This is a genomic window from Azohydromonas aeria (assembly GCF_009760915.1).
Taxonomy (GTDB): Bacteria; Pseudomonadota; Gammaproteobacteria; order Burkholderiales; family Burkholderiaceae_C; genus Azohydromonas; species Azohydromonas aeria.
In genome coordinates, this window is sequence record NZ_VIDQ01000028.1 from 1 (window position 1) to 23,074 (window position 23,074).

A 23,074-nucleotide genomic window follows, 5' to 3' on the forward strand; every position below is an offset into this window, starting at 1 on the left:
CGCCCAGGCCGCCTGCCCCGCCCGCGGCCAGCAGCGGCGCCAGCGCCGCGGCGGTGGCCGTGCCGGGCCCGCCCGGCGGCGGCGCCAGGTTCTGCCCGCCCAGGGCGCGCGCCACGGCCTCGGCCTTGGCGTAGTTGAGCTGGAAGGCGCGGGTGTGCACCGGCTCCAGATCGGCGATCTTCTGCCGCGCCTCCAGCTCCAGCGCCTCGCGCGCCAGCACCTCCTCGCGCGGTGCCACCCACACCACCTCGCCGCTGCGGCGCATCGACAGCCCCTTGGCCTGCAGGATGGTGTCCAGGGCCTGGTCCCAGGGCACGTCCTTCAGGCGCAGCGTGATGGCGCCGGTGACGCTGTCGCTGGCGACGAAATTCAGCCCCGTGTAGTTGCCGATGACCTGCAGCACCGAGCGAACGTCGATGTTCTGGAAGTTCAGCGACAGCTTCTCGCCGCTGTAGCTGGCCGCCGCGCCGGGAATGGGGCGCACGGCCGTGGCCGCCGCTGTCGCTGCCACCGTCGCGGACGCTGCGGCCGGGGCAGCGACGGCGGTGGCGACGGTGGGGGTTTCCTGCGCCGCCACGGCGACGCAGGTGAAAGGCAGCAGCCCGGCCAGCAGGCTGATCAAGGGGCGGAGGCCCCTGGGAACTGCTCGTGGACTCATCGCGATGCCTCCTGCAGTTCCAGCGTGGCGCCGCGCTCGCTCCAGCCGCCGCCGCTGTCGCGCACCCATTCGCGCAGCTGAACCGATTTCTCCGTGATGCGTGTGATGCGGCCCCGGTTCGTGCCGAGGTGGTCGCCGGGCTGCACGGCCAGCAGCAGTCCCGGCGCCTGCACCAGCGCGTGGATGCGCCCGCCGCGCTGCAGCGTGCCGACCATGCGCAGAGACTCCAGCGGGTACGCCTCCAGCGGTTCAGCCGTGCGGCGCTGCTCCGTCGCCGGCAGCGCGCCGGGCTCGGACGCGGCAGCCGCCGCCGTGGCGGCGTTTGGCTCCAGGCGGCGCGGATCGAAAGGGTCCGGCCCCGCATCGCTGTCCCAGGCCGGCAGCGCCGGCAGCCCGGACAGCGCCAGGGGCGGCAGCGTCGGCGCGGAAGCCGCCTGGCGCTGCGCGGCGATCCAGTCGCGCAGGTCGTCCGGCTCGCGCTGGCAAGCCGACAGCAGCGCGGCGCCCAGCAGGGCCAGGAGGACGGCGGCCGGGCGTGTTGTCATGGGCGCATCTCCCGGGCGGCCGGCGCGGCCAAGCGTGCCGCCGCGGCGGCGTCCGGGCGCCGGTGGCCGCGCGCCGTGGCTTCGAGCGTCAGCGCCGCGTCGCGCGCGTTGGCGCCGAGTTGCAGCTCATGCAGCGTCACCGGCGGCGCCAGCGCCGCGACCTCGGCGGCAAAGGCGCCCAGCGCGTGATACCCCCCTGACAAGCGCAGCGCGACGGGCGCGTCGTCGGCGCCGGCCTTGCCGGAGGCAGGCTCGGGCCGGATCAGCTCCACCTGCAGCCCCTGCCGCAGCGCGGCGCGGTGCAGCGCGGCCAGAAGCGCATCGAGTTCCACGCCGGGCGGCAGGTCACGCTCCAGTGCAGCCACCTCGTCCTGCAGCGCCTGGCGCCGGCGCTGCAGCGGCGTCCCCTGCGCGGCCTGGGCGAGGCGCTCCACCAGCGCCTGGCGCAGCGCGGGCTCGCGGGCACGGGCGGCTTGCAGATCGTCCTCGGCGCCGGCGGACAGCAGCGTCCAGGCCGGCAGCGCCGCCAGCAGCGCCACCAGCACGCACAGCGCCCGGCGCGGCAGCGGCGGCCACAGGCCGGGCTCGCGCCAGTCCAGATGGCGGCACTGCGCCAGCGCGCGGGCGAGTCCGGGCCGGGCCGGGCGGGAGTCGGTCATGGGCATGGCGCTCAGGAGACGGCGCCGGCCGGGCGGGCGCCGGCCGGGGCGGGCGGGTCGGCCACCGGGGCGGAGTCGGACAGGGCCTCGGCCGCGGACTGCAGCCGCAGCTCGATCGCGAACTCGAAGCGCCGCGGCGCCGCGGCCGTCGGCGCCGCGGCCTTGAGCTCCACAAGCGTCGGCTGCCGCAGCACCGGCGCCGCGCCGGCCAGCGTGCTGACCAGCGCTGCCACCTCGGCGCTGCCCAGGGCGACGCCGCCGAGGGTGACGCGGTCGCCGCGCTGGCGCAGCGAGGTCAGCTGCACGCCCGCGCCGGCATGGCGCGAGAGCGCCTGCAGCAGCAGCACCGGGCGCCGGCGCTCGAACTGCAGCGCCAGCAGGGCCTGCCGGCGCGATTGCAGCGCGGCGATGTCCGCGCGCAACCGGGCGGCGGCCTGCAGCGGCGCCTCCAGCGCGGCCGCCTCCGCCATGAGCAGATCGTTGCGCCGCTGCTGCGCCGCGGTGCGCTGCTGCAGCGCGGCGTATCCCAGCAGGGCCACCAGCAGCCCCACGCCGGCCGACGCGGCCAGCGCCGCGCGCCAGGCACGGCGCCGGCGCTGGCGCCGCGCCTCGCGGTGCGGCAGCAGGTTGATGCCGATGCCCATCACGGCAGGAAACGGCGCAGCGCCAGGCCGCAAGCCGTGAGGAAGCCGCCGGCCTCGTGCGCCGCCGGCCATGCGCCCAGGCCGATCGTGAAACCGTCGAACGGGTCGGCCAGCCGCGTCTCGAAGCCGGTGAGCTGGCTTACGCGCGGCGCCAGCCCGGGCAGCGTGGCCGTGGCGCCGGCCAGCAGCACGCCGCGCACGCGCTGGCACGGGCCGCTGGCGAAGCCGATCTGCAGCGCCCGCGCCAGCTCCTGCGCCAGCCCGTCCACGAAGTCGGCCTGCAGCGCGGGCGCCAGGTCCGGCGGCAGCGTGCCGGCCAGCTTGGCCTGCTCCGCGGCGTCGAAGCCCAAGCCGCAGCGGCCCGCGATCAGCCGCGTGAACTGCGCGCCGCCCACGGGCAGGTGGCGCTCGTAGAGGCCGTCCTCGCCGCGCAACAGCTTCAGCGTGGTGGCGAAGGCGCCGATGTCGAACAGGGCCACCGGCGCGGCGGGTGTCCCGGTGCCTTCCCCTTCCGGCGCCGGCCACCGTGCCACCAGGCGCGCCACGGCACGGTGCACGGCGTGGGATTCGACGTCGAGCAGCACCGGCTCCAGCCCGGCGGCCTCGGCCAGGCCCTGGCGGTCCTGCACCCGGTCCTGGCGCGAGGCCACGACCAGCCACTCCAGCTCGCCCTCGCCGGCCGGACCCAGCGCGCAGAAGTCCAGGCACGCCTCTTCGGGCTCGAAGGGCAGTTGCGGCTGCGCCTCGGACGCGACCCGCTGCTCCAGCGCGGCGCCGTCCAGGCCGGCGGGCAGGCGCAGCCGCTGCGTGATCACGCCGGCAGCGGGCAGTGCCAGCGCGGCCCGGCGCGTGCGCGTGCCGCTGCGCCGCACCGCGCGGCGCACGGCCTCGGCCACGGCGTCGAAGTCCTCGACCTGGCCATTCCTGATCCATCCAACCTGCAGCGGCTCGCGCAAGGCGCACGCCAGCACCGGCTGCCCCGCGCTGCCGCCCAGCTCCACCAGCCGCACGCCGTGGCTGCCCAGGTCCACCCCGAGCAAGGGCGCGGGATGGCGACCCGGCCGCAGCCAGTGCAGCAAGGCTTGCCGCGACACCTTCACTGGAAACCTGTTGTATCCATAAGTAACCCAATCCTATGCAAGGGGTCCGGACGGATCACTAGGGGAAAACAGCGCAAGGGTTGCCCCGCAGCGGCGGCGGGCGGCACGTGCCCGGGACCGGGCATTGCCGTGCGGCGCCGGGCCTTTGGGAGGCACTTCCTATAATTTGCGGTCTTTGCCTGGCCGAGCCCGACCCATGACCGACCCCGGGCGTGCGCCCTCCTCTTCCCCCTCCACCCCCGTGCGCCGCAGTGCCGTGTCGCGCTGGCTGCTGCGCCCGCTGCTGTTCCTGCTGGGCACCGGCGTGGCGCTGGCGGCGTCGGCCGCGGTGCTGGTCGTCATCGCGCTGGCGGTGGCCTATCCGCAGCTGCCGCAGATCGACGGCCTGACCGACTACCGGCCCAAGCTGCCCATGCGCATCTACTCCGCCGACGGCGTGATGCTGGGCGAGTTCGGCGAGGAGCGCCGGCGCTTCGTGCCCATCGCGCAGATCCCGAAGGTGATGCAGGACGCGGTGCTGGCCATCGAGGACGCCCGCTTCTACCAGCACGGCGGCGTGGACTACCTGGGCGTGATCCGCGCCGGCCTGGCCAACTTCGGCGAGGCGCGCAGCCAGGGCGCCTCCACCATCACGATGCAGGTGGCGCGCAACTTCTACCTCTCCAGCGAGAAGACCTTCACGCGCAAGATCTACGAGATCCTGCTCGCGCTCAAGATCGAGCGGCAGCTCTCCAAGGAACGCATCCTGGAGCTGTACATGAACCAGATCTACCTGGGCCAGCGCGCCTACGGCTTCGCCGCCGCGGCCGAAACGTACTTCGGCAAGCCGCTGGAGAACATCACGGTGGCCGAGGCCGCGATGCTGGCCGGGCTGCCCAAGGCGCCCTCGGCCTACAACCCCGTCGCCAACCCGCGCCGCGCCACGATCCGCCAGCAGTACATCATCGAGCGCATGCTCGACGGCGGCTTCATCACGCAGGCGCAGCACGATGCGGCCAAGCGCGAAGAGCTGCACTACCGCACGCCGCGCGACGTGTCCGTGCATGCCGAGTACGTGGCCGAGACCGCGCGGCAGCTGCTCTTCAGCCAGTACGGCGACGAGGCCTACACGCGCGGCTTCAACGTGCAGCTCACGCTCAATGCCGAGGACCAGAAGGCGGCCTACCAGGCGCTGCGCCGGGGCCTGCTGGACTACGAGCGGCGCCAGGTCTATCGCGGCCCCGAAGCCTACGTGGACCTGCCCGCCGATCCCAGGGAGCTGGACCTGCGCATTGCCGAGGCCCTCAACGAGCACCCGGACAACGACGACCTGCGCGCCGCGGTGGTGCTGGAGGCCTCGCCGCGCAAGGTGGTGGCGGTGCTGCAGTCGGGCGAGTCGATCACCGTCACCGGCGACGGGCTCAAGCCCGTGGCCTCCGGACTCTCGGACAAGGCGGCGGCGCAGAAGCAGATCCGGCGCGGCGCGGTGGTGCGCGCCATCAAGGGACCCAAGGACGCCTGGACGCTGACGCAGCTGCCCGAGGTCGAGGGCGCGTTCGTGGCACTGGACCCGCGGGACGGCTCGATTCGCGCGCTGGTGGGCGGCTTCGACTGGCGCAAGAACAAGTTCAACCACGTCACGCAGGCCTGGCGCCAGCCCGGCTCCAGCTTCAAGCCGTTCATCTACTCGGCGGCGCTGGAAAAGGGTTTCACGCCCGCCACCGTCGTCAACGACGCGCCGCTGTTCTTCGACGCGGGCACCACCGGCAGCCAGCCCTGGGAGCCCAAGAACTACGATGGCATGTTCGACGGGCCCATGACGCTGCGCCGCGCGCTGGCCAAGTCCAAGAACATGGTCTCGATCCGCGTGCTGCAGCACGTGGGCGCGGGCAACGCGCAGCAGTGGGTCACGCGCTTCGGCTTCGAGGCGGAAAAGCACCCCGCTTACCTGACCATGGCGCTGGGCGCGGGCGCGGTGACGCCGATGCAGATGGCCAGCGCCTACGGCGTCTTCGCCAACGGCGGCCACCTGCTCAACCCGGTGCTCATCCGCCGCATCACCGACGCCGACGGCCGCGTGCTGCACGACAGCCCGGCGCAGGTGCCCAGCGAGAGCAACCGCGTCATCAGCGCGCGCAACGCCTTCGTGATGAACAGCCTGCTGCAGGAGATCACGCGCTCGGGCACCGCCGCCAAGGCGCAGGCCACGCTCAAGCGCCCGGACCTCTACGGCAAGACCGGCACCACCAACGACTCGATGGACGCCTGGTTCGGCGGCTTCCAGCCCTCGCTGGTGGCGGTGGTGTGGATCGGCTACGACCAGCCGCGCAAGCTCGGCGACCGCGAAACCGGCGGCGGGCTGGCGCTGCCGGTGTGGATCGAGTTCATGGGCCGCGCGCTGCGCGGCACGCCGGTGCAGGAGTTCGACGTGCCTCCGGGCGTGGTGAACCAGGGCGGCGAGTGGTTCTACGAGGAATACGCCCACGGCGAGGGCGTCAGCGGCGTGGGCCTGAGCGACCGCCCGCCGCCCAGCGCCGCGCCGGCGGCTTCCGAGGAGGAGCGCAACTCGATCCTGGACCTGTTCCGGCGCTGAGCCCGGGACCACGGCCTCTTCACGGCGCGACGCCGGCCCGGGAGCCGGCGTCGTCGCATCAGGCCCTGCTGTGCGGGGCCGCGTTCCGCAGAGCCGGCCTGGTCAGGGCGCGGTGAAGCGCAGCGGCTTGCCGGCCTGCGCGGTGGCGGCCTCGGAAAGGACGTCGAAGAACTCGCGGCCGTTGCGGTCGATCCAGCGCCCGGCGCTGTGGTGGAAGTGGTAGCCGCCGCTGCGCGCGGCCAGCCACAGCTCCTGCAGCGGCGGCTGGGTGTTGAGCACGATCTTGCTGCCGCCGGGAAAGGACAGCTCCAGCAGCCCGCCGGTGCGCGCGCCGTCGATGTCGACCACGTCGTCCTGCAGCCAGCGGTCGATCTGCGCCTCCACGCCGGCCAGCACGGCATGGCTGAGGCGGTGATAGTCGGCGTCGGAGAGGCGGTCTGCGGGGGAGTCGCTCATGGCGGTCTATAAAATTTCAGGATGACTACGAAGCTTCGAACGAGTGTAGCGGCGCGCCGCGGCGGCCCGGTGGCCATGCTGCCGCTGGCCGTGGGTGCATTGCTGAGCCTGGCGGCCTGCGGCCAGAAGGGGCCGCTGACCCTGCCCGCGCAACCGCCCGCGGCGGCCGGCGCTGTCGCTCCCGCCGCCTCGGCGGCGGCCACCGGCACGGGGGCCCAGCGATGAGCGCGCTGCCCGGAGCCCCGTTCCTGCAGCGCCGCGCCGACGGCCGGCTCCAGCTCGAAGATTGCGCGCTCGACGATCTCGCGCGCGAGCACGGCACGCCGCTGTACGTGTACTCGCGCGGCGCGATGCGCGCGGCGCTGGCGGCCTACGAGCGCGCCCTCGCCGGCCGGCCGCACCTGCTGTGCTATGCCATGAAGGCCAATTCCAGCCTGGCGGTGCTGCAGCTGTTCGCGCAGGCCGGCTGCGGCTTCGACATCGTCTCCGGCGGCGAGCTCCAGCGCGTGCTGGCCGCCGGCGGCGACCCGGCCAAGGTCGTGTTCTCGGGCGTGGGCAAGACGCCCGCGGAGATGCGCCAGGCGCTCGAAGCCGGCGTGCGCTGCTTCAACGTCGAGAGCGAGGCCGAGCTGGACCGGCTGTCGCAGGTGGCCCACGGCATGGGCCGGCGCGCGCCGGTGAGCCTGCGCGTCAATCCGGACGTGGACGCCAGGACGCACCCCTACATCTCCACCGGGCTCAAGAGCAACAAGTTCGGCATCAGCCACCAGCGCGCGCTGCAGGTGTACCGGCATGCCGCGGCGCTGCCGGGCATCGAGCCGGTGGGCATCGACTTCCACATCGGCTCGCAGATCACCGAGATCGAGCCCTACCTCGACGCGCTGGACCGCATGCTCGACCTGGTCGAGGCGCTGGAGGCGCAGGGCATCGCGCTGCACCACCTGGACCTGGGCGGCGGGCTGGGCATCACCTACGCCGACGAGGCGCCGCCGGCGCCCGACGTGCTGGTGGCGGCGCTGCTGGCGCGCATCGACGCGCGCGGCCACGGGCACCGCGAGATCCTGCTGGAGCCCGGGCGCTCGCTGGTGGGCAACGCCGGCGTGCTGCTGACCGAGGTGCAGTACCTGAAGCCCTCGGAAGTGGAAGGCAAGCACTTCTGCATCGTCGACGCGGCCATGAACGACCTGATGCGCCCGGCCATGTACGAGGCCTGGATGGCGATCGTGCCCTGCGCCGAGCGCGCCGACGTGCCGGTGGAGACCTGGGACGTGGTTGGCCCGGTGTGCGAGAGCGGCGACTGGCTCGGCCGTGAGCGCGAGCTGGCCGTGCGCGAGGGCGACGTGCTGGCGGTGCTGTCCGCGGGCGCCTACGGCATGAGCATGGCGAGCAACTACAACACCCGGCCGCGCGCGGCGGAGGTGATGGTCGAGGGCGCGCAGGCCTGGCGCATCCGCGAGCGCGAGAAGGTCGAGGAGCTGTTCGCGCAGGAGCGGCTCATCGGCTGAGCCCGAGCCGCCTCCTGAACCAGCGGCACGAAGCCGCCGTGCCCCGCGAGGGGGCCGGCGGCTTTTTCATGCCTTGCGTTGCGGTGGCAACTTCGGCAATGAAAAAGGCGCCCCGAGGGACGCCTTGAGACTCGGGCCGCTGGACGAGCCGGCCCGGGAGTTCTGATGCCGTTCGATCAGAAGGCCTTGCGCAGGCCCAGTTGGAAGACGCGCTTCTCGTTGACGTCGTCCTTCAGGTCGCCCAGAGCTTGAGCGTAGCCGGTGTAGACGGTGGTCGTCTTGGACAGGGAGTAGGTCGCCACGAGGCCAGCCTTGGCCAAGTCGGTGTCGGCACCCGCCGCGTTCTCAAGCTTGGACTTGGTGTAATTCGCACCCACGGTGAAGGCACCGAAAGGCACCGAAGCGCCAACCGTGAACGCCTTCAGCTTGGTGACCGCGCCGACGAGGTCGGGAGTAGCAAGGGAGCCAGCGAAGCCGGGGCCAGCCGCCAGATCCTTGCCCTGCTGGTAGCCAGCGAATACCTTGGCAACGCCGAAGTCGTAGTTGGCACCCAGCGACGCGATCTTGTTGACCGTGCCACCGCCGGCACCGCCGTCCTTGTCCTTGCTCTGCTCGTAGGACAGCGCCACGTTGAGCGGGCCTTGGCCATACGTGCCCTTGATGCCGTAGTACCGATCGGTGCCGGTGCCCGTACCCGACGACTCGTCCAGCGCGACCATGCCCTGCAGGCGGAAGCCGCCAAAGCTCGGCGAGATGTACTGGATGGCGTTGTTCTGACGCACCGCGTCGATGAACAGCGGAACGCGCCCGGCGGCGGTATTGCCGAAGGCGCCAGCACCCGGGTTCAGCACCGTGGAGTTGCCGAACGGGTTGTTCAGGACCTGCACTTCATCGTGCAGGGTGTACTGCCGACCCAGACGGACTTCGCCCGCAACAGCGGAAGCCAGCGAAACGAAGGCTTGGCGGCCAAACAGAGCGCCTTGAGCACCCGTGCCGTCATCGGCATTGAAGCCCGACTCCAGGACCACGTTGGCCTTCAGGCCAGAACCCAGATCTTCCGACACACGCAGACCCCAGCGCGAACCCGGGCCGTAAGCAGTGCCATCAGTCAGGCGGCTGACGCTGTCGCCAGCCAGAGGTGCGTCATCACCAGCCTTCGTGTACTGATAGCTCAGATCCACCAGGCCGTACAGCGTGACCGACGATTGGGCCGAGGCAGCACCGGCGAACGCACCCAGCGCAGCCAGGGCGATCAGGGATTTCTTCATATGCAGTATCTCCATCCAGGGTTGTGAACGAGTGGTCCCGATGCGGCGCCCTCGACGACAGGCGCCTGAAGTGCTGATCAGGCCAACCTCCTCAGCGGAAGCTGGCGCTATTGCACCAGACGGGGTTTCGGCTTGCCAAGGAAAGCGGCCAAAAAGCGGTCAGGCCTGTTGCCTGCGCACAACGGGCGCCCCGGGTCATCGCGATGCCATACTTTTGGGCTCACCGACCGCCGCCACACCCATGTCCCGCTCGCCCAGTCCCCTCGACCTCTGGCTGACTTCGCTCGACCGCGCGTTGCGCACCGTGACCAGCAGCGTGCACGCGGCCCAGCCCGTGCCGGCCGCGGGCGCGACGGCCGAACCGGCCACACCGCTGAGCGATGAGCAAAAACGCGAGGCCGGCGCGCTGATGCGCGTCAATCACGTGGGCGAGGTCTGCGCCCAGGCGCTCTACCAGGCGCAGGCGCTGACTGCACGCTCGGCGCAGTTGCGCGAGCAGATGGCGCAGGCCGCGCGCGAGGAGATCGACCACCTGGCCTGGACGCAGCAGCGACTCGACGAACTGGGCTCGCGGCCGAGCCTGCTCAATCCGCTGTGGTACGCGGGCGCCTTCGGCATCGGGCTGCTGGCCGGGCGGCTGGGCGACCGCGTCAGCCTGGGCTTCGTCGTCGAAACCGAGCGCCAGGTGGAGCAGCACCTGGCCAGCCACCTGCAGCGCCTGCCTGAAGGCGACACCGCCTCGCGCGCCATCGTCGAGCAGATGAAGCTCGACGAGGCCCGCCACGCCGACAACGCCCTGGCCGCCGGCGGCCTGGAGCTGCCCGCGCCCGTGCGCGGGCTCATGCGCGCCGCGGCCAAAGTCATGACGACCACGGCGCACTACATCTGAACCGGGCCCGAGCCCGGCGCGTCCGGGCTCAGGCCTCGACGATCTCGTAGCCCGTGCTCACCTCGGCGGTGCGGCCGAGCATGATGGTGGCCGAGCAGTACTTCTCGTGCGACAGCGCGATGGCGCGCTCCACCGCCGCGGCCGGCAGATTGCGGCCGCTGACGATGAAGTGCAGGTGGATCTTCGTGAACACCTTCGGATCGACCGGGGCGCGCTCGGAGGTCACCTTGAGCTGGCAGCCGCTGACCTCGTGGCGTCCGCGCTTGAGGATCAGCACCACGTCATACGCGGTGCACGCGCCGGCGCCGGCCAGCAGCGTCTCCATCGGACGCGGTGCCAGGTTGCGGCCGCCGCCATCGGGCGCGCCGTCCATGGTCAGCAGGTGGCCGCTGCCCGTCTCGGCCACGAAAGCCATGCCGCTGGCCGGCACCCAGTTGATCGTGCATTCCATCGTCGCAAGCCCCGCAGCGGGGACCCCTCACTGCAAAGTGCGCATTTTGCAACGCTGCCCGGCCCGGCTTGAGGCAGGCATGCGGGTTTTTGCTGATGAGGTTCTTGCAGTGCAGCAAAAACGTGGATACACTGAAGGCGTTGTCTGCATCGGGACATTCCCGGAGAAAGTTCCGAAGCTTGCAGACTGAAGGTTGTCTCCTCCACCTCCTCCATTGGTGGATTCAAGCCCAGGGCAAACACCCTGGGCTTTTTTTTGGCCGGGTGCTTTTCGGTCTCGTCGCCAGCTGCGCATGCCGGCCCACTCATGAGCGGCGCTTATGATCTTGCGCCCCGTTAGTCGATAAACAGCCAAGGAGCCATCCCATGGTCGGCCGCCGACCCCCTGCACAGCGCCGCAAGGCCGCGGCCCCCGCGCCGGACTACCTGAAGAAGATACTGACCGCGAAGGTCTACGACGTGGCGGTGGAGTCGCCGCTGGATGCGGCGCGCAGCCTCTCGCGCCGCCTGGGCAACCAGGTGCTGCTCAAGCGCGAGGACCAGCAGCCGGTGTTCAGCTTCAAGCTGCGCGGGGCCTACAACAAGATGGCGCACCTGACGGCCGAGCAGCTGGCGCGCGGCGTGATCTGCGCCTCCGCCGGCAACCACGCCCAGGGCGTGGCGCTGAGCGCCAAGCGGCTGGGCTGCAAGGCCGTGATCGTCATGCCCGTGACCACCCCGCGCGTGAAGATCGACGCCGTGCAGCAGCTCGGCGGCGAGGTCGTGCTGCACGGCGACAGCTACTCCGACGCCGCGCTGCATGCCAGCGCGCTTGAAAAGGAGCGCGGCCTGACCTTCGTGCATCCCTTCGACGATCCGGACGTCATCGCCGGCCAGGGCACCATCGCCATGGAGCTGCTGCGCCAGCACCAGGGCCCGCTCGACGCGGTGTTCGTGGCCATCGGCGGCGGCGGCCTCATCAGCGGCGTGGCCGCTTACATCAAGGCGGTGCGCCCGGAGATCCAGGTCATCGGCGTGCAGACCACCGACTCCGACGCCATGCTGCGCTCGGTGCGTGCGAAAAAGCGCGTGCAGCTGGGCGACGTGGGCCTGTTTGCCGACGGCACCGCCGTCAAGCTCGTGGGCGAGGAAACCTTCCGCCTCGCGCGCGAGCTGGTGGACGACTTCGTGGTGGTGGACAACGACGAGGTCTGCGCCGCCATCAAGGACGTGTTCCAGGACACGCGCAGCATCGTCGAGCCCTCGGGCGCGATGGGCGTGGCGGCGATCAAGAAGTACGTCGAGCAGCACAAGCTCAAGGGCCGCACCTTCGCCGCCATCACCTGCGGCGCCAACATGAACTTCGACCGGCTGCGCTTCGTGGCCGAGCGCGCCGAGGTGGGCGAGCACCGCGAGGCGCTGTTCGCCGTGACGATCCCCGAGGAGCGCGGCTCGTTCCGGCGCTTTTGCGAGCTGATCGGCACGCCGGCGCATCCGCGCCAGGTCACGGAGTTCAACTACCGCATCTCCGACCAGCAGCAGGCGCACGTGTTCGTGGGCGTGGGCATCAGCAAGCGCGAGGACGCCGACAAGCTCGCGCGCAGCTTTGAGCGCCACGGCTTCACGACGCTGGACCTGACCGACGACGAGCTGGCCAAGCAGCACCTGCGCCACATGGTGGGCGGGCGCTCGGAGCTGGCCCGCGACGAGCGGCTGTTCCGCTTCACCTTCCCCGAGCGGCCGGGGGCGCTGATGCGCTTCCTGGAGGCGATGCAGCCGGACTGGAACATCAGCCTCTTCCACTACCGCAACCAGGGCGCCGACTATGGCCGCATCCTGGTGGGCATCCAGGTGCCGCGCGGCGACCGCGCCGCGCTCAAGCGCTTCCTGGACGCGCTGGACTATCCCTGGGTGGACGAAACCGACAACCCGGTGTACCGGCTGTTCCTGCGCTGACGGCGCGGCGGCAGCGTCAGCCGCCCTGCCCTGGCGCCGGCTCGGGCGGAGGTGGCTCCACGTCCTGGTGCGGCACCGGCATCTCCTGCACCTGCGGCGGCATGTCTTGAGGTGCAATCGGCTGCCTCGCCATGCCCTGGAAGGCCTGGCCCGGCGGCAGGTTGTGCGGGGCAGCGGCGCCCGGCAGCGGCGGGCGGCCGTTGGGCAGTGCGCCGGCCGGCTCCTCGGTGCCGGCTGCCGGCAGCGTGCCGACGCTGGCCGTGGGCAGCGGCGGCAGCTCCAGCTCGATGCCGCCCTGGCCGCCGCGCGGCCCCAGCGTCGCGCCGCGCGTGCGCACCGACTGCAGCACATAGCGCTCGTCCACCACCGCGCCGACGCGGTAGGTGCGCGCCGTCTTGCCGTCCACGGCGATCAGCGCCAGCCCCTGTGCGCCGCCGCCGGCGGCGACCACGCCCACGAGCTGGAAACGGCCCGCGTCGGGCGCGACCTGCGGCTCCTCCTGCGCCACCGGGGCGTTGCGGCCCAGCAGCCGGTCGAGGTCGCCGCGCGCGCCCGCCGACGTGGACACCGCCACCGCCTGCGCCGGCACGGCCGGTGCGCGCGGGCCCAGGCGCAACGCCCAGAACACGAGCGTGGCGGCCACGGCGGCCCAGAGGACAAAGGCGAACAGGCGGGCTTGCATGCGCCGATTATCATGGCCCCCCTTCCGACTTGCGTGTGAGCCATGCCTGTTTCCTCTTCCGTCCCGCGGCGCCAGCGCGGCTTCACGCTCATCGAGCTGATGGTGGTGCTGGTCATCATCGGCGTGCTGGCGGCGCTGATCGTGCCCAACGTGCTCAACCGTGCCGACGACGCCCGCGTCACGGCCGCGCGCACCGACGTCAACAACCTGATGCAGGCGCTCAAGCTCTACAAGCTCGACAACCTGCGCTTTCCCGAAGCGGGCCAGGGCCTGCAGGCGCTGGTGGCCAAGCCCACCAGCGGCAGCGTGCCGCCGAACTGGCGCCCCTACCTGGAAAAGCTGCCCAACGACCCCTGGGGCCGCCCCTACCAGTACGTCAACCCGGGCGTGAAGGGCGAGATCGACGTCTTCAGCTTCGGCGCCGACGGCCAGCCCGGCGGCGAGGGCAACAACGCCGACATCGGCTCCTGGCAGTAAGCCCGTCGCGGCGTACCGACGCTTGCCGCCGACTCCGCCGCGCCCGGCCTTGCACCCGGCTGTTCCCATGACCCGGCACCCGGCGCAACGCGGCTTCACCCTGATCGAGCTGATGGTGGTGATGGCGATCATCGCCATCGCCGCCGGCGTCACCAGCCTGGCGCTGCGCGACGCCGACGCCAAGGCGCTGGACCAGGAAGCCGCGCGGCTGTCGGCGCTGCTGGAGTCGGCCCGCGCCCAGGCGCGCGCCGCCGGCCTGGCCGCGCGCTTCGAGCTCGGCAGCCCGGGCAACACCGACGGCGCCTTCCGCTTCGTCGGGCTGCCGCCGGCGGTGAAGATGCCCACGCGCTGGCTCGACGAGCGCACCAGCGCCGAGATCGTGGGCGCGCGCGCGCTGCGCCTGGGCCCCGAGCCGCTGATCGGCGCGCAGCGCATCGTGCTGCGGCTGCAGCAGCGCAGCCTGACGCTGGCCACCGACGGCCTGGGGCCGTTCACCGTCGTGGAGACGCCCACGTCATGAGGCCACGGCGCGCCGCGGCGGCGGGCTTCACGCTCATCGAGGTGCTCGTGGCGCTGGCCATCGTGGCCATCGCGCTGGGCGCGGGCATGAAGGCCGCCGGCTCGCTGGCCGGCAACGCGCAGCGCCTGGCCGAGGTCAGCGCCGCGCAGTGGTGCGCCGAGAACCAGCTCACCGAGCTGCGCCTGGCGCGCCAGTTTCCCGGCATCGGCGACACCGACTTCGCCTGCGAGCAGCTCGGCGTGCGCTACAACGGCCTGCTCAAGGTGCGCCCGACGCCCAACCCCAACTTCCGGCGCGTGGACGCGGTGGTCAGCGACACGGCCGGCCTGACCCTGCTGGTGCTCTCCACCATCCTGCCGAGGTACTGAAGGACATGCGACGCGCGCGCGCGGGCGGTTTCACGCTGGTCGAGGTGCTGGTGGCGCTGCTGGTGATGTCGGTGATGGCCGGCCTGGCCTGGCGCGGCATCGACGGCCTGGCGCGCGCGCGCGAAGGCGTCGAGTCCAACATCGAGGCCACCGCGCGGCTCAACACCGTGCTGGCACAGTGGGAGGCGGATCTGCAGGCGCTCTACCAGACGAGCGGCGTGCCGGCCCTGACCTTCGACGGCGCCACGCTGCGCCTGACACGCGCCAGCGAGGGCGGCGTGCAGCTCGTGGCCTGGCAGCTGCGCGAACAGCGCTGGCTGCGCTGGTCGAGCCCGGTGGTGCAGCGCTACGGCGACCTGCAGGAGCAGTGGATGCGCAGCCAGCAGTTGCTGGGCAACGAGCCCAACCAGCTGGTGCTGCTCGACGGCATCACCGGGCTGCAGGTCTATTTCTACCGCCGCAACGGCTGGAGCAATGCCCAGTCCAGCGGCGACGTGGCCGCCGCCGACCCGGCCGCCAGCGCCGCGCAGAATGCCGCGCCGGAACTGCCCAGCGGCGTGCGGCTGCTGCTGTCGCTGACGCGGCCGCGCCCGGGCACGGTGACGCGCTCCATCGCGCTGGGCCCGCAGGTCTCGCCATGACGACCCGGCCTGCCTTCGCTTTCGGCGCACCGCGCCGCCGCCGCGCGCAGTCCGGCGCCGCGCTGCTGGTGGCGATGATCCTGGTGACGGTGGTGACCACGCTGGCCGCCGGCATGGTGTGGCAGCAGTGGCGCGCGGTGGAGGTGGAGGCGGCCGAGCGGGCGCGCTCGCAATCGGCCTGGATCCTCAACGGTGCGCTGGACTGGGCGCGGCTGATCCTGCGCGAGGACACCCGCACCTCGCAGGTGGACCACCTGGGCGAGCCCTGGGCCGTGCCGCTGGCCGAGGCGCGGCTGTCCACCTTCCTGGCCGCGGAGCGCAGCGCCAACGCCGACGACGGCCCGGAGGCTTTCCTCTCCGGGGACATCACCGACGCGCAGGCGCGCTACAACCTGCGCAACCTCATCCGCACCACCGAGCAGGGCAAGCTCGAAGTCGATCCGAAGCAGCGGCTGGTGCTGCAGAAGCTGTTCACCGTGGCCTCGCTGTCGTCGGGACTCGCGGACCAACTGGCCGGGCAGCTGCTGCTGGCCATGGCCGAGGTGCCGGACGCGCAGGCGCCGCTGATGCCCCGCAGCCTCGACCAGATGACCTGGCTGGGCCTGGACGAGGCCACGCTCGCCAAGCTCGCGCCGCTGGTGGTAGTGCTGCCGGTGCCAGGCACCAAGGTCAACCTCAACACCGCGCCGCGCGAGGTGCTGGCCGCGGTCGTGCAGGGGCTGGACCTGGGCAGCGCGCAGCGCCTGGTGCAGCGGCGCGAGCAGCAACCCTTCAGGGCGGTGGCCGAGGCCACGGCGCTGTTCTCCTCCACGCCGCCACCCGACTTCAGCTTCACCGACGTCAAGTCCGACTACTTCGAAGTGCGCGGCCGGCTGCGGCTGGGCGACCAGGTGCTGGAGGAGCGCTCGCTGGTCAGGCGCGTCCAGAACGAGGTCGTGGTGCAGCGGCGCGAGCGCGTCAGCGCCATCACGGCGCCGCCGGGCACGGCCGCGCCGGCGCGTTAACGTGACCTTTACGCAACTGCGGTAGCCTGCCGCCCCGGCCGAGCCGTCCGCGCCGCATTGCGGCGACGCAACAAACTCAGTTAGCCTCGACTCACATGTCCATCCTCGTCGTCCAGATCCCGCCCCGCGACCGCATCGGTGCCGACGGGGCTGCCGCGCCGGCCCGCGGCGGAGGCGAGTTCAGTTATGTGCTGAGTCCCGACGGGCTGGCCGTGGGCAGCAGCGGCCGCTGCAGCGCGGCGCTGCTGCCGCGCGCCGACACGGTGCTGGCCCTGCTGGCTGACGCCGACTGCAGCTGGTTGCGCATCACCTGCCCCAAGGCACCCGCGGCCAAGCTGCGCGCGGCGCTGCTGGGCGTGCTGGAGGAGTCGCTGCTGGAAGAGCCGGAGCAGGTGCACCTGGCGCTGGCGCCCAAGGCCGCGCCCGGCGAGTCGGCCTGGGTCGCCGCCGTGCACCGCCCCTGGCTCGCGTCGCAACTGGCGGTGCTCGAAGGCGCGGGGCTGCTGGTGGAGCGCGTGCTGCCCGCGGCCTGGCCCGACGCCACGCAGGCGCACGGCCACTTCAGCACCGTGCCGGGCGACGATCCGCAGGCCGCGCTGCGCCTGACCTGGAGCGATGCCGACGGCGTGGCCGCGCTGCGGCTGCAGGGCAGCATGGCGCGCCAGCTGCTGGCGCGCTGGCAGGAGCAGAACGCGCGCTGGACCGCCACGCCCGCCGCCGCCGCTGAGGCCGAGCGCTGGCTCGGCGCGCCGGTGCAGCTGCTGGGCGACGAGGAGCGCATGCTCGAAGCGGCGCGTTCGCTGTGGAACCTGCGCCAGTTCGACCTGGCACCCCAGCACCGCGGCATGCTCGCGCTGCGCGACGCGTGGCGCCAGTTCCGCAGCCCGCCCTGGCGCCCGGTGCGCTGGGGCCTGGTGGCATTGGCGGCGGTGCAGATCGTCGGCATGAACCTCAACGCCTGGCAGCTGCGCGCGGGGCTCCAGCAGCGCCGGCTGGCGATGGAGCAGACGCTGCGCTCGGCCTTCCCGGAAATGCGCGCGATCCTGGACGCGCCGCTGCAGATGGAGCGCGAGATGCAGACGCTGCGCGCCGCCGCGGGCCGCCCCGGCGAGGCGGACTTCGAGTCGCTGCTGTCGGCAGCCGCGCTGGCCTGGCCGGAAGGCCGGCCGCCGCTCGATGGGCTGCGCTTCGAGCCGGGCCGGCTCACGCTGCCCGCCGCGGGCTGGAGCCCGGCCGAGATCGAGGCCTTCAGGACGCAGCTGCGGCCCGGCGGCTGGGTGGTCGAGGCGGCCGACGGGCGCCTCACGCTGCGTCCGGAGGGCGGCGCATGAACGCGACGACCCACTCCGCGGCCGCGCGCGAATTGCAGCGCCTGCACGTGCTGCGCGAGCAGCTGCGCGCGCGCTGGCGCGCCCTGGCCCCGCGCGAGCGCCGGCTGCTCACCGTGATGGGCGTGCTGCTGGGCGTGCTCTTCGTGTGGCTGCTGCTGGTGCAGCCGGCCTGGCGCACGCTGCAGGAGGCACCGCCGGAGATCGACCGCCTGGAAGCCCGGCTGCAGCGCATGCAGCGCCAGGCCGCCGAGGCGCGCGAGCTGCGCGCCACCGCGCCCGTGCCGGCGGCGCAGAGCCTGGAGTCGCTGCGCGCGGCCACGGAGCGCCTGGGCGAGCGCGCCAAGCTGGCCGTGGCCGGCGAGCGCGCCACGGTCACGCTCACCGGCATTGACGGCCAGCAGCTGCGCGACTGGCTGGCCGAGGTGCGCAGCGGCGCGCGCGCCCGGCCGGTGGAGGTGCAGCTCACGCGCGCGGGACAGAATTTCAGCGGCAGCGTGGTGCTGGCGCTCGGAGGCGGCTCCTGATGCGGCGTCCGGCCCTGTCCTGGCCGCGGCGCGGCGCGGCGCGCGGCGACGCGCTGGCCCAGGCCGAGGCGGCACTGACGGCGCAGGCTTGGCAGCGCCTGCACCGCGCCAGCCGGCGCTGGGCGCTGTGGGGCGCGCTGGCGGGTGCGCTGCTGGCGCTGGTGCTGTTCGCACCGGCGGCCTGGCTGGCGCAGGTCCTGGCTTCCGCCAGCCAGCAGCGCGTGCTGCTGGTGCAGACGCGCGGCACCGTCTGGAATGGCAGCGCCGTGCTGGTGGTCGGCGCCGGGGCGGACAGCCAGGACGCGGTGCTGCTGCCCGGGCGGCTGCACTGGACGCTGCGCCCGGCCGGGCTGCAGGCGCTGCTGTCGCTGCGCCAGGACTGCTGCATGGATCAGCCGCTGCAGCTGCGGCTGCAGCCCGGCTTCGGCCGCCTGCGCGCGACGCTGGAGCCGCCGCCGGGCGGGCGCATCGGGCAATGGCCCGCCGCCTGGCTGTCCGGGCTGGGCACGCCGTGGAACACGCTGCAGCTCGGCGGGCTGCTCAACATGAGCGCGTCGGGCCTGCAGCTCGAATGGGCACAGGGCCGGCTTGCGCTGCTGGGCAACGCCCAGCTCGACGTGCTGGGCATGTCCTCGCGCCTGTCCACGCTGCGGCCGCTGGGCAGCTACCGGCTGCAGGTCCAGGGCACGGGGCAGGCCACGACGCTGGACCTCTCCACCTTGCAGGGCGCGCTGCAGCTCTCCGGCCAGGGCCAGTGGGCCGGCTCGCGGCTGCGCTTCACGGGCGAGGCCCGCGCCGCCGAGGGCAGCGAAGCTGCGTTGAACAACCTGCTGAACATCATTGGCCGGCGCCAGGGCGCGCGGGCCGTCATCACGATCGGATGAGCATGAAGATGCGCCCCTCTCCTCCCGCGCCGTGCCGGCGCCCGAGTCTTTCCCTGGCACCGCTGGCCCGGCCCGTGGCCTGCACCGTGGCGGCGGCGCTGCTGCTGCCTGCAGCGCCGCTGTGGGCGCAGCAGCGCGGCACGGCGGGGGCAGCTTCCGCGCCGGCCGCGGCCGTGCCCGGTGGTCCGGCGATGAGCTCGCGCACGCCGGTGACGCTGAACTTCGTCAATGCCGAGATCGAGCCGGTCACGCGCGTGATCGCGGCCATGATCGACCGGCAGATCCTGGTCGATCCGCGCGTGCGCGGCCAGATCACGCTCTACAGCGAGCAGCCGCTGACGGTGCGCCAGGCCTACCAGAACTACCTGGCGCAGCTGCGCGGGCTGGGCTTCACGGTGGTGGAGAGCGGCGGGCTGCTCAAGGTGGTGCCCGAGGCCGACGCCAAGCTGCAGGCCGGCACGGTCTCGGTGGGGCCGCCGGTGCAGCGCGGCGACCAGGTGCTCACGCAGATCTTCCGGCTCAACCACGAGAACCCGAACAACCTTGTGGCGGTGCTGCGCCCGCTCATCAGCCCGAACAACACCATCAACGCCAACCCGACCACCAACACCCTGGTGATCACGGACTACGCGGACAACCTGCAGCGCATCGGCCGCATCATCGCCGCGCTGGACCAGCCCGCCAGCACCGACGTGGAGATCATCCCGCTGCGCTACGCCGTGGCCAGCGACGTGGTGCAGCTGGTGCAGCGCCTGGCCGACGGCGGCGGCGGCGTCGCTGGCGCCGTGCCGGGCGCGGTGCCGGGCGCGGCCGGCGGCACCTCGGTGCTGGCCGACCCGCGCAGCAACTCGCTGCTGGTGCGCGCGGCCAGCCCGGCGCGGCTGGCGCAGATCCGCGCCACGGTGGAGCGGCTCGACCGGCCCCTGGAGGGCGGCAGCGAGTCGGGCAACATCCGCGTGGTCTATCTCAAGAATGCCGACGCGGTGCGGCTGGCCACCGTGCTGCGCGCGGCCTTCGCGGCCCAGGCCCAGCCCGGCACCGGTGGCGCGGGCGGCGCCGCTGCACTGGGCGGCGCCGGTGCGGCCCAGCCGGCGGTGCAGCAGCCCGTGGCCACGCAGACCAGCTTCGGCGTCACCGGCGGCACCGGCGGCACCAGCACCGGGCTGTCGGCGCAGGCCACGGCGCCGGTGCAGGCCACGGCGCAGGTCAACACCGGCGGCTTCGTCCAGGCCGACCCGGCCACCAACTCGCTGATCATCACCGCGCCGGAGCCGCTGTACCGGCAGATCCGCGCCGTCATCGACCAGCTCGACTCGCGCCGCGCCCAGATCTACGTGGAGTCGATGATCGTGCGCGTGGACGCCACCAAGCTGGCGCAGTTCGGCTTCCAGTGGCAGGGCATCCTGGGCAAGGAAGGCGACAAGAATTTTCTTTATTCGGGCACCAACTACAACAACGCCGGCACCAACATCTTCAACACCATCACGGGCGCCAACGCCCTGATCAACGGCACCACCGGCAGCGCCACCGCTGCCGCCGCACCCGTAAGCGCAGGCCTGAACGTCGGCTTCGTGCGCCGCGTCAACGGCGCCATCACGCTGGTGTCGATGGCCAACTTCCTGCAAAACGAGATTGGCGGCAACGTGCTGTCCACGCCCAACCTCGTGGCGCTGGACAACGAGGAAGCCAAGATCGTCGTCGGCCAGAACGTGCCCTTCGTCACCGGCACATTCACCAACACCGGCACCGGCACCGGCGCGGTCAACCCGTTCCAGACCGTCGAGCGCCGCGACGTGGGCCTGACCCTGCGCATCCGCAGCCAGATCGGCGAGGCCGGCACGGTGCGCATGACCATTTTCCAGGAGAACTCAGCCGTGGTGCCGGGCTCCGCTTCCACCAACGGCCCGACCACCGACAAGAGCTCAATCGAGACCAGCGTGGTGGTGGACGACGGGCAGATCCTGGTGCTGGGCGGCCTCATGCGCGACGAGTACGCCGACAGCGAGGACCGGGTGCCGGGACTGGCCGACCTGCCGGTGGTAGGCAACCTGTTCAAGAGCCGTGACCGCCGTCGCGTCAAGAGCAACCTGCTGGTGTTCCTGCGCCCGGTGGTGTTGCGCACGCAGACCGACGCGCAGGCGCTCACGCTCGACCGCTACGACGCCATCCGCGCCATGCAGCAGGGCGGCCAGCCCTCGCCCAGCATCGTCACGCCGGTCAACGACGCGCCGGTGCTGCCCACGCAGCCGCAGGTGCCCGGGCGCGGCTCGCCGCTGCCGCCGGTGGTGCCGGTTTCGCCCAGCGGCAGCACCACGCCGTCGAGCCCGGCGCAGCCGCCGACGCCGCCGGTCGCACCGGTCACCCCCGTGGTACCGGCCGTGCCGGCGGCCGCCGACACGCCCGCCGGCGCGCAGCCGCAGCCTGTGCCCGAGCCGCGCGTGGAGCCGCTGCCGCAGCGCTGAGGCGCCGGGACACCACCCGTTTCCTTGCAGTACCGAAGGAGAGACACCGCCATGGGCCGCTATCCCCTGCCCTACGCCTACGCCAAGTCCCACCAGCTGCTGCTCGAAGGCGACGGCAGCCAGTTCACGCTGTGGAGCGGCGACGCCACGCCGCCGGCGGCGCTGTCGGAGGTGCTGCGCCTGTTCGAGGTCGGCAACTTCGAGCGCGAGGCCAGCGCCGCGCTGTCGCAGCGCATCGCCTCGGCCTACGCCGGCGGCGAGTCCAGCGCCGCGGCGGTGGTGGGCGAGGTGGAAAGCGCCGTGGACCTCAGCCGCATGATGCAGGACCTGCCCGCCGTGGAGGACCTGCTGGAGGCGGCCAACGACGCGCCGATCATCCGCATGCTCAACGCGCTGCTGACGCAGGCGGCCAAGGACGGCGCCAGCGACATCCACATCGAGCCCTACGAGCGCGCCTCGTCGGTGCGATTCCGCGTGGACGGCACGCTGCGCGAGGTCGTCCAGCCCAATCGCGCCCTGCATGCGGCGCTGATCTCGCGCTTGAAAATCATGGCCGAGCTCGACATCGCCGAGAAGCGGCTGCCGCAGGACGGGCGCATCTCGCTGCGCATCGGCGGGCGCGCCATCGACGTGCGCGTCTCGACGCTGCCCAGCGCGCACGGCGAGCGCGCCGTGCTGCGCCTGCTCGACAAGGGCGAATCCAAGTTCTCGCTCGAAGGCCTGGGCATGGACGGCGACGTGCTGGCCACCTTCGACCGGCTGGTGCACCAGCCCCACGGCATCGTGCTCGTCACCGGCCCCACCGGCTCGGGCAAGACCACCACGCTCTATGCCTCGCTGGGGCGCCTGGACACGGCCACCACCAACATCCTGACGGTGGAGGACCCGGTGGAATACGAGCTGCCGGGCATCGGGCAGACGCAGGTCAACGCGCGCATCGAGCTGACCTTCGCCAAGGCGCTGCGCGCCATCCTGCGCCAGGACCCGGACGTGATCATGATCGGCGAGATCCGCGACTTCGAGACGGCGCAGATCGCGATCCAGGCCTCGCTCACCGGCCACCTGGTGCTGGCCACGCTGCACACCAACGACGCGCCCAGCGCCGTGACGCGGCTGACCGACATGGGCGTCGAGCCCTTCCTGCTGTCGTCGAGCCTGCTGGGCGTGCTGGCGCAGCGCCTGGTGCGCAAGCTGTGCCCGGAATGCCGGCGCCAGGACGACGCCGGGCGCTGGCACCCGGTGGGCTGCGAGCACTGCGCCCACAGCGGCTACCGCGGCCGCACCGGCGTGTACGAGCTGATGGTGGCCGACGAGCAGGTGCGCGGCCTGATCCACGCCCGCGCCCCCGAGGCGCAGATGCGCGCCGCGGCCGAGGCCGCGGGGCTGCGCTCCATGCGCGAGGACGGCGACCGGCTGGTGGCCGCGGGCATCACCTCGCCGGAGGAAGTGCTGCGCGTCACGCGCGAGGGCTGAGCCCGGCGCCGCTGACATTCAAGGACC

Annotated in this window: 24 protein-coding genes; 15 read left to right on the top strand and 9 right to left on the bottom strand. The window is 72.5% G+C overall.

What is annotated here, in order from left to right; all coding sequences use genetic code 11:
* From FJ694_RS17115 to pilM, 5 genes are all read right to left on the bottom strand, one after another.
* The coding region (locus tag FJ694_RS17115) for a secretin and TonB N-terminal domain-containing protein (RefSeq protein ID WP_232540081.1) at window positions 1-622 on the bottom strand (622 nt) is incomplete at its 3' end.
* 32 nt (window positions 623-654) lie between these two features.
* On the bottom strand, window positions 655-1,203 hold the full coding sequence (locus FJ694_RS17120) for a pilus assembly protein PilP (protein WP_157268460.1): 549 nt from the start codon (window positions 1,201-1,203) through the stop codon (window positions 655-657).
* Window positions 1,200-1,862, bottom strand: coding sequence for a type 4a pilus biogenesis protein PilO (pilO, locus tag FJ694_RS17125; RefSeq protein WP_157268461.1), 663 nt, complete (start codon window positions 1,860-1,862; stop codon window positions 1,200-1,202). The genes FJ694_RS17120 and pilO overlap by 4 nt, the downstream gene beginning before the upstream one ends.
* Before the next feature lie 11 nt (window positions 1,863-1,873).
* Window positions 1,874-2,506: a PilN domain-containing protein gene (locus tag FJ694_RS17130; protein ID WP_157268462.1), complete on the bottom strand. Its 633-nt coding sequence runs from the start codon at window positions 2,504-2,506 to the stop codon at window positions 1,874-1,876.
* On the bottom strand, window positions 2,506-3,600 hold the full coding sequence (gene pilM, locus FJ694_RS17135) for a type IV pilus assembly protein PilM (protein WP_232540082.1): 1,095 nt from the start codon (window positions 3,598-3,600) through the stop codon (window positions 2,506-2,508). The genes FJ694_RS17130 and pilM overlap by 1 nt, the downstream gene beginning before the upstream one ends.
* Before the next feature lie 202 nt (window positions 3,601-3,802).
* Here pilM and FJ694_RS17140 point away from each other — a divergent pair, with 202 nt between their 5' ends.
* On the top strand, window positions 3,803-6,178 hold the full coding sequence (locus FJ694_RS17140; RefSeq protein ID WP_157268463.1) for a penicillin-binding protein 1A: 2,376 nt from the start codon (window positions 3,803-3,805) through the stop codon (window positions 6,176-6,178).
* 102 nt (window positions 6,179-6,280) lie between these two features.
* Here the strand turns inward: FJ694_RS17140 and cyaY are convergent, their stop codons facing one another.
* Entirely contained in the window at window positions 6,281-6,634 is a 354-nt protein-coding gene (gene cyaY / locus FJ694_RS17145; protein WP_157268464.1) for an iron donor protein CyaY, read from the bottom strand.
* Window positions 6,635-6,655: 21 nt separating this feature from the next.
* Between cyaY and lptM the strand changes: the two genes are divergently transcribed.
* Window positions 6,656-6,859 carry an LPS translocon maturation chaperone LptM gene (lptM, locus tag FJ694_RS17150; protein ID WP_157268465.1) on the top strand — a complete coding sequence of 68 codons (204 nt, stop codon included), beginning with the start codon at window positions 6,656-6,658 and terminating at the stop codon, window positions 6,857-6,859.
* The gene (gene lysA / locus FJ694_RS17155) at window positions 6,856-8,139 is read left to right on the top strand and encodes a diaminopimelate decarboxylase (protein WP_157268466.1); all 1,284 of its coding nucleotides are present in this window, start codon (window positions 6,856-6,858) and stop codon (window positions 8,137-8,139) included. The genes lptM and lysA overlap by 4 nt, the downstream gene beginning before the upstream one ends.
* A 176-nt stretch (window positions 8,140-8,315) precedes the next feature.
* Here lysA and FJ694_RS17160 read toward each other — a convergent pair whose 3' ends face one another.
* Window positions 8,316-9,407, bottom strand: coding sequence for a porin (locus tag FJ694_RS17160; protein WP_157268467.1), 1,092 nt, complete (start codon window positions 9,405-9,407; stop codon window positions 8,316-8,318).
* Window positions 9,408-9,648: 241 nt separating this feature from the next.
* Between FJ694_RS17160 and coq7 the strand changes: the two genes are divergently transcribed.
* Window positions 9,649-10,296, top strand: coding sequence for a 2-polyprenyl-3-methyl-6-methoxy-1,4-benzoquinone monooxygenase (coq7, locus tag FJ694_RS17165; protein WP_157268468.1), 648 nt, complete (start codon window positions 9,649-9,651; stop codon window positions 10,294-10,296).
* A 28-nt stretch (window positions 10,297-10,324) separates the two neighbouring features.
* Here coq7 and FJ694_RS17170 read toward each other — a convergent pair whose 3' ends face one another.
* Complete coding sequence (locus FJ694_RS17170; RefSeq protein ID WP_157268469.1) at window positions 10,325-10,747, bottom strand: OsmC family protein; 423 nt, start codon at window positions 10,745-10,747, stop codon at window positions 10,325-10,327.
* Window positions 10,748-11,112: 365 nt separating this feature from the next.
* On the opposite strand from FJ694_RS17170, the gene ilvA reads away from it, so the two are divergent.
* Window positions 11,113-12,681: a threonine ammonia-lyase, biosynthetic gene (gene ilvA / locus FJ694_RS17175; protein WP_157268470.1), complete on the top strand. Its 1,569-nt coding sequence runs from the start codon at window positions 11,113-11,115 to the stop codon at window positions 12,679-12,681.
* A gap of 16 nt (window positions 12,682-12,697) precedes the next feature.
* On the opposite strand, the gene FJ694_RS17180 is transcribed toward ilvA, so the two are convergent.
* A complete protein-coding gene (locus FJ694_RS17180) occupies window positions 12,698-13,363 on the bottom strand; it encodes a type II secretion system protein N (RefSeq protein WP_157268471.1) in 666 nt (221 codons plus the stop codon).
* 42 nt (window positions 13,364-13,405) lie between these two features.
* Here FJ694_RS17180 and gspG point away from each other — a divergent pair, with 42 nt between their 5' ends.
* From gspG to gspE, 10 genes are all read left to right on the top strand, one after another.
* The gene (gene gspG, locus FJ694_RS17185; protein WP_157268472.1) at window positions 13,406-13,840 is read left to right on the top strand and encodes a type II secretion system major pseudopilin GspG; all 435 of its coding nucleotides are present in this window, start codon (window positions 13,406-13,408) and stop codon (window positions 13,838-13,840) included.
* Between the two features lie 67 nt (window positions 13,841-13,907).
* Complete coding sequence (locus tag FJ694_RS17190; RefSeq protein ID WP_157268473.1) at window positions 13,908-14,360, top strand: type II secretion system protein; 453 nt, start codon at window positions 13,908-13,910, stop codon at window positions 14,358-14,360.
* Window positions 14,357-14,728: a type II secretion system minor pseudopilin GspI gene (gene gspI / locus FJ694_RS17195; protein ID WP_157268474.1), complete on the top strand. Its 372-nt coding sequence runs from the start codon at window positions 14,357-14,359 to the stop codon at window positions 14,726-14,728. The genes FJ694_RS17190 and gspI overlap by 4 nt, the downstream gene beginning before the upstream one ends.
* 5 nt (window positions 14,729-14,733) lie before the next feature.
* On the top strand, window positions 14,734-15,369 hold the full coding sequence (locus tag FJ694_RS17200; RefSeq protein ID WP_157268475.1) for a type II secretion system protein GspJ: 636 nt from the start codon (window positions 14,734-14,736) through the stop codon (window positions 15,367-15,369).
* Window positions 15,366-16,373 carry a type II secretion system minor pseudopilin GspK gene (gene gspK / locus FJ694_RS17205; RefSeq protein ID WP_157268476.1) on the top strand — a complete coding sequence of 336 codons (1,008 nt, stop codon included), beginning with the start codon at window positions 15,366-15,368 and terminating at the stop codon, window positions 16,371-16,373. The genes FJ694_RS17200 and gspK overlap by 4 nt, the downstream gene beginning before the upstream one ends.
* A gap of 95 nt (window positions 16,374-16,468) precedes the next feature.
* Window positions 16,469-17,704 carry a type II secretion system protein GspL gene (gene gspL, locus FJ694_RS17210; RefSeq protein WP_157268477.1) on the top strand — a complete coding sequence of 412 codons (1,236 nt, stop codon included), beginning with the start codon at window positions 16,469-16,471 and terminating at the stop codon, window positions 17,702-17,704.
* The gene (locus FJ694_RS17215; protein ID WP_157268478.1) at window positions 17,701-18,228 is read left to right on the top strand and encodes a type II secretion system protein M; all 528 of its coding nucleotides are present in this window, start codon (window positions 17,701-17,703) and stop codon (window positions 18,226-18,228) included. The genes gspL and FJ694_RS17215 overlap by 4 nt, the downstream gene beginning before the upstream one ends.
* Complete coding sequence (gspN, locus tag FJ694_RS17220; RefSeq protein ID WP_157268479.1) at window positions 18,228-19,112, top strand: type II secretion system protein N; 885 nt, start codon at window positions 18,228-18,230, stop codon at window positions 19,110-19,112. Before FJ694_RS17215 ends, gspN begins: the two co-directional genes overlap by 1 nt.
* Before the next feature lie 2 nt (window positions 19,113-19,114).
* Window positions 19,115-21,574, top strand: a complete 2,460-nt coding sequence (gene gspD / locus FJ694_RS17225) for a type II secretion system secretin GspD (protein WP_232540083.1) — start codon at window positions 19,115-19,117, stop codon at window positions 21,572-21,574.
* 51 nt (window positions 21,575-21,625) lie between these two features.
* A complete protein-coding gene (gene gspE, locus FJ694_RS17230) occupies window positions 21,626-23,047 on the top strand; it encodes a type II secretion system ATPase GspE (protein WP_157268480.1) in 1,422 nt (473 codons plus the stop codon).
* Window positions 23,048-23,074: the final 27 nt, after the last annotated feature.

Excerpts from the sequence above, each read along its gene's own strand:
- gspG (WP_157268472.1), top strand. The coding sequence starts at position 13,406 with ATGCCTGTTTCCTCTTCCGTCCCGCGGCGCCAGCGCGGCTTCACGCTC.
- FJ694_RS17170 (WP_157268469.1), bottom strand. The coding sequence starts at position 10,747 with ATGGAATGCACGATCAACTGGGTGCCGGCCAGCGGCATGGCTTTCGTG.
- FJ694_RS17215 (WP_157268478.1), top strand. The coding sequence starts at position 17,701 with ATGAACGCGACGACCCACTCCGCGGCCGCGCGCGAATTGCAGCGCCTG.
- lptM (WP_157268465.1), top strand. The coding sequence starts at position 6,656 with ATGACTACGAAGCTTCGAACGAGTGTAGCGGCGCGCCGCGGCGGCCCG.
- pilO (WP_157268461.1), bottom strand. The coding sequence starts at position 1,862 with ATGACCGACTCCCGCCCGGCCCGGCCCGGACTCGCCCGCGCGCTGGCG.
- FJ694_RS17200 (WP_157268475.1), top strand. The coding sequence starts at position 14,734 with ATGCGACGCGCGCGCGCGGGCGGTTTCACGCTGGTCGAGGTGCTGGTG.
- FJ694_RS17130 (WP_157268462.1), bottom strand. The coding sequence starts at position 2,506 with ATGGGCATCGGCATCAACCTGCTGCCGCACCGCGAGGCGCGGCGCCAG.
- FJ694_RS17190 (WP_157268473.1), top strand. The coding sequence starts at position 13,908 with ATGACCCGGCACCCGGCGCAACGCGGCTTCACCCTGATCGAGCTGATG.
- FJ694_RS17120 (WP_157268460.1), bottom strand. The coding sequence starts at position 1,203 with ATGACAACACGCCCGGCCGCCGTCCTCCTGGCCCTGCTGGGCGCCGCG.
- gspE (WP_157268480.1), top strand. The coding sequence starts at position 21,626 with ATGGGCCGCTATCCCCTGCCCTACGCCTACGCCAAGTCCCACCAGCTG.
- gspI (WP_157268474.1), top strand. The coding sequence starts at position 14,357 with ATGAGGCCACGGCGCGCCGCGGCGGCGGGCTTCACGCTCATCGAGGTG.
- ilvA (WP_157268470.1), top strand. The coding sequence starts at position 11,113 with ATGGTCGGCCGCCGACCCCCTGCACAGCGCCGCAAGGCCGCGGCCCCC.
- gspK (WP_157268476.1), top strand. The coding sequence starts at position 15,366 with ATGACGACCCGGCCTGCCTTCGCTTTCGGCGCACCGCGCCGCCGCCGC.
- lysA (WP_157268466.1), top strand. The coding sequence starts at position 6,856 with ATGAGCGCGCTGCCCGGAGCCCCGTTCCTGCAGCGCCGCGCCGACGGC.
- gspD (WP_232540083.1), top strand. The coding sequence starts at position 19,115 with ATGAAGATGCGCCCCTCTCCTCCCGCGCCGTGCCGGCGCCCGAGTCTT.
- gspL (WP_157268477.1), top strand. The coding sequence starts at position 16,469 with ATGTCCATCCTCGTCGTCCAGATCCCGCCCCGCGACCGCATCGGTGCC.
- FJ694_RS17140 (WP_157268463.1), top strand. The coding sequence starts at position 3,803 with ATGACCGACCCCGGGCGTGCGCCCTCCTCTTCCCCCTCCACCCCCGTG.
- FJ694_RS17180 (WP_157268471.1), bottom strand. The coding sequence starts at position 13,363 with ATGCAAGCCCGCCTGTTCGCCTTTGTCCTCTGGGCCGCCGTGGCCGCC.
- gspN (WP_157268479.1), top strand. The coding sequence starts at position 18,228 with ATGCGGCGTCCGGCCCTGTCCTGGCCGCGGCGCGGCGCGGCGCGCGGC.
- cyaY (WP_157268464.1), bottom strand. The coding sequence starts at position 6,634 with ATGAGCGACTCCCCCGCAGACCGCCTCTCCGACGCCGACTATCACCGC.
- coq7 (WP_157268468.1), top strand. The coding sequence starts at position 9,649 with ATGTCCCGCTCGCCCAGTCCCCTCGACCTCTGGCTGACTTCGCTCGAC.
- FJ694_RS17160 (WP_157268467.1), bottom strand. The coding sequence starts at position 9,407 with ATGAAGAAATCCCTGATCGCCCTGGCTGCGCTGGGTGCGTTCGCCGGT.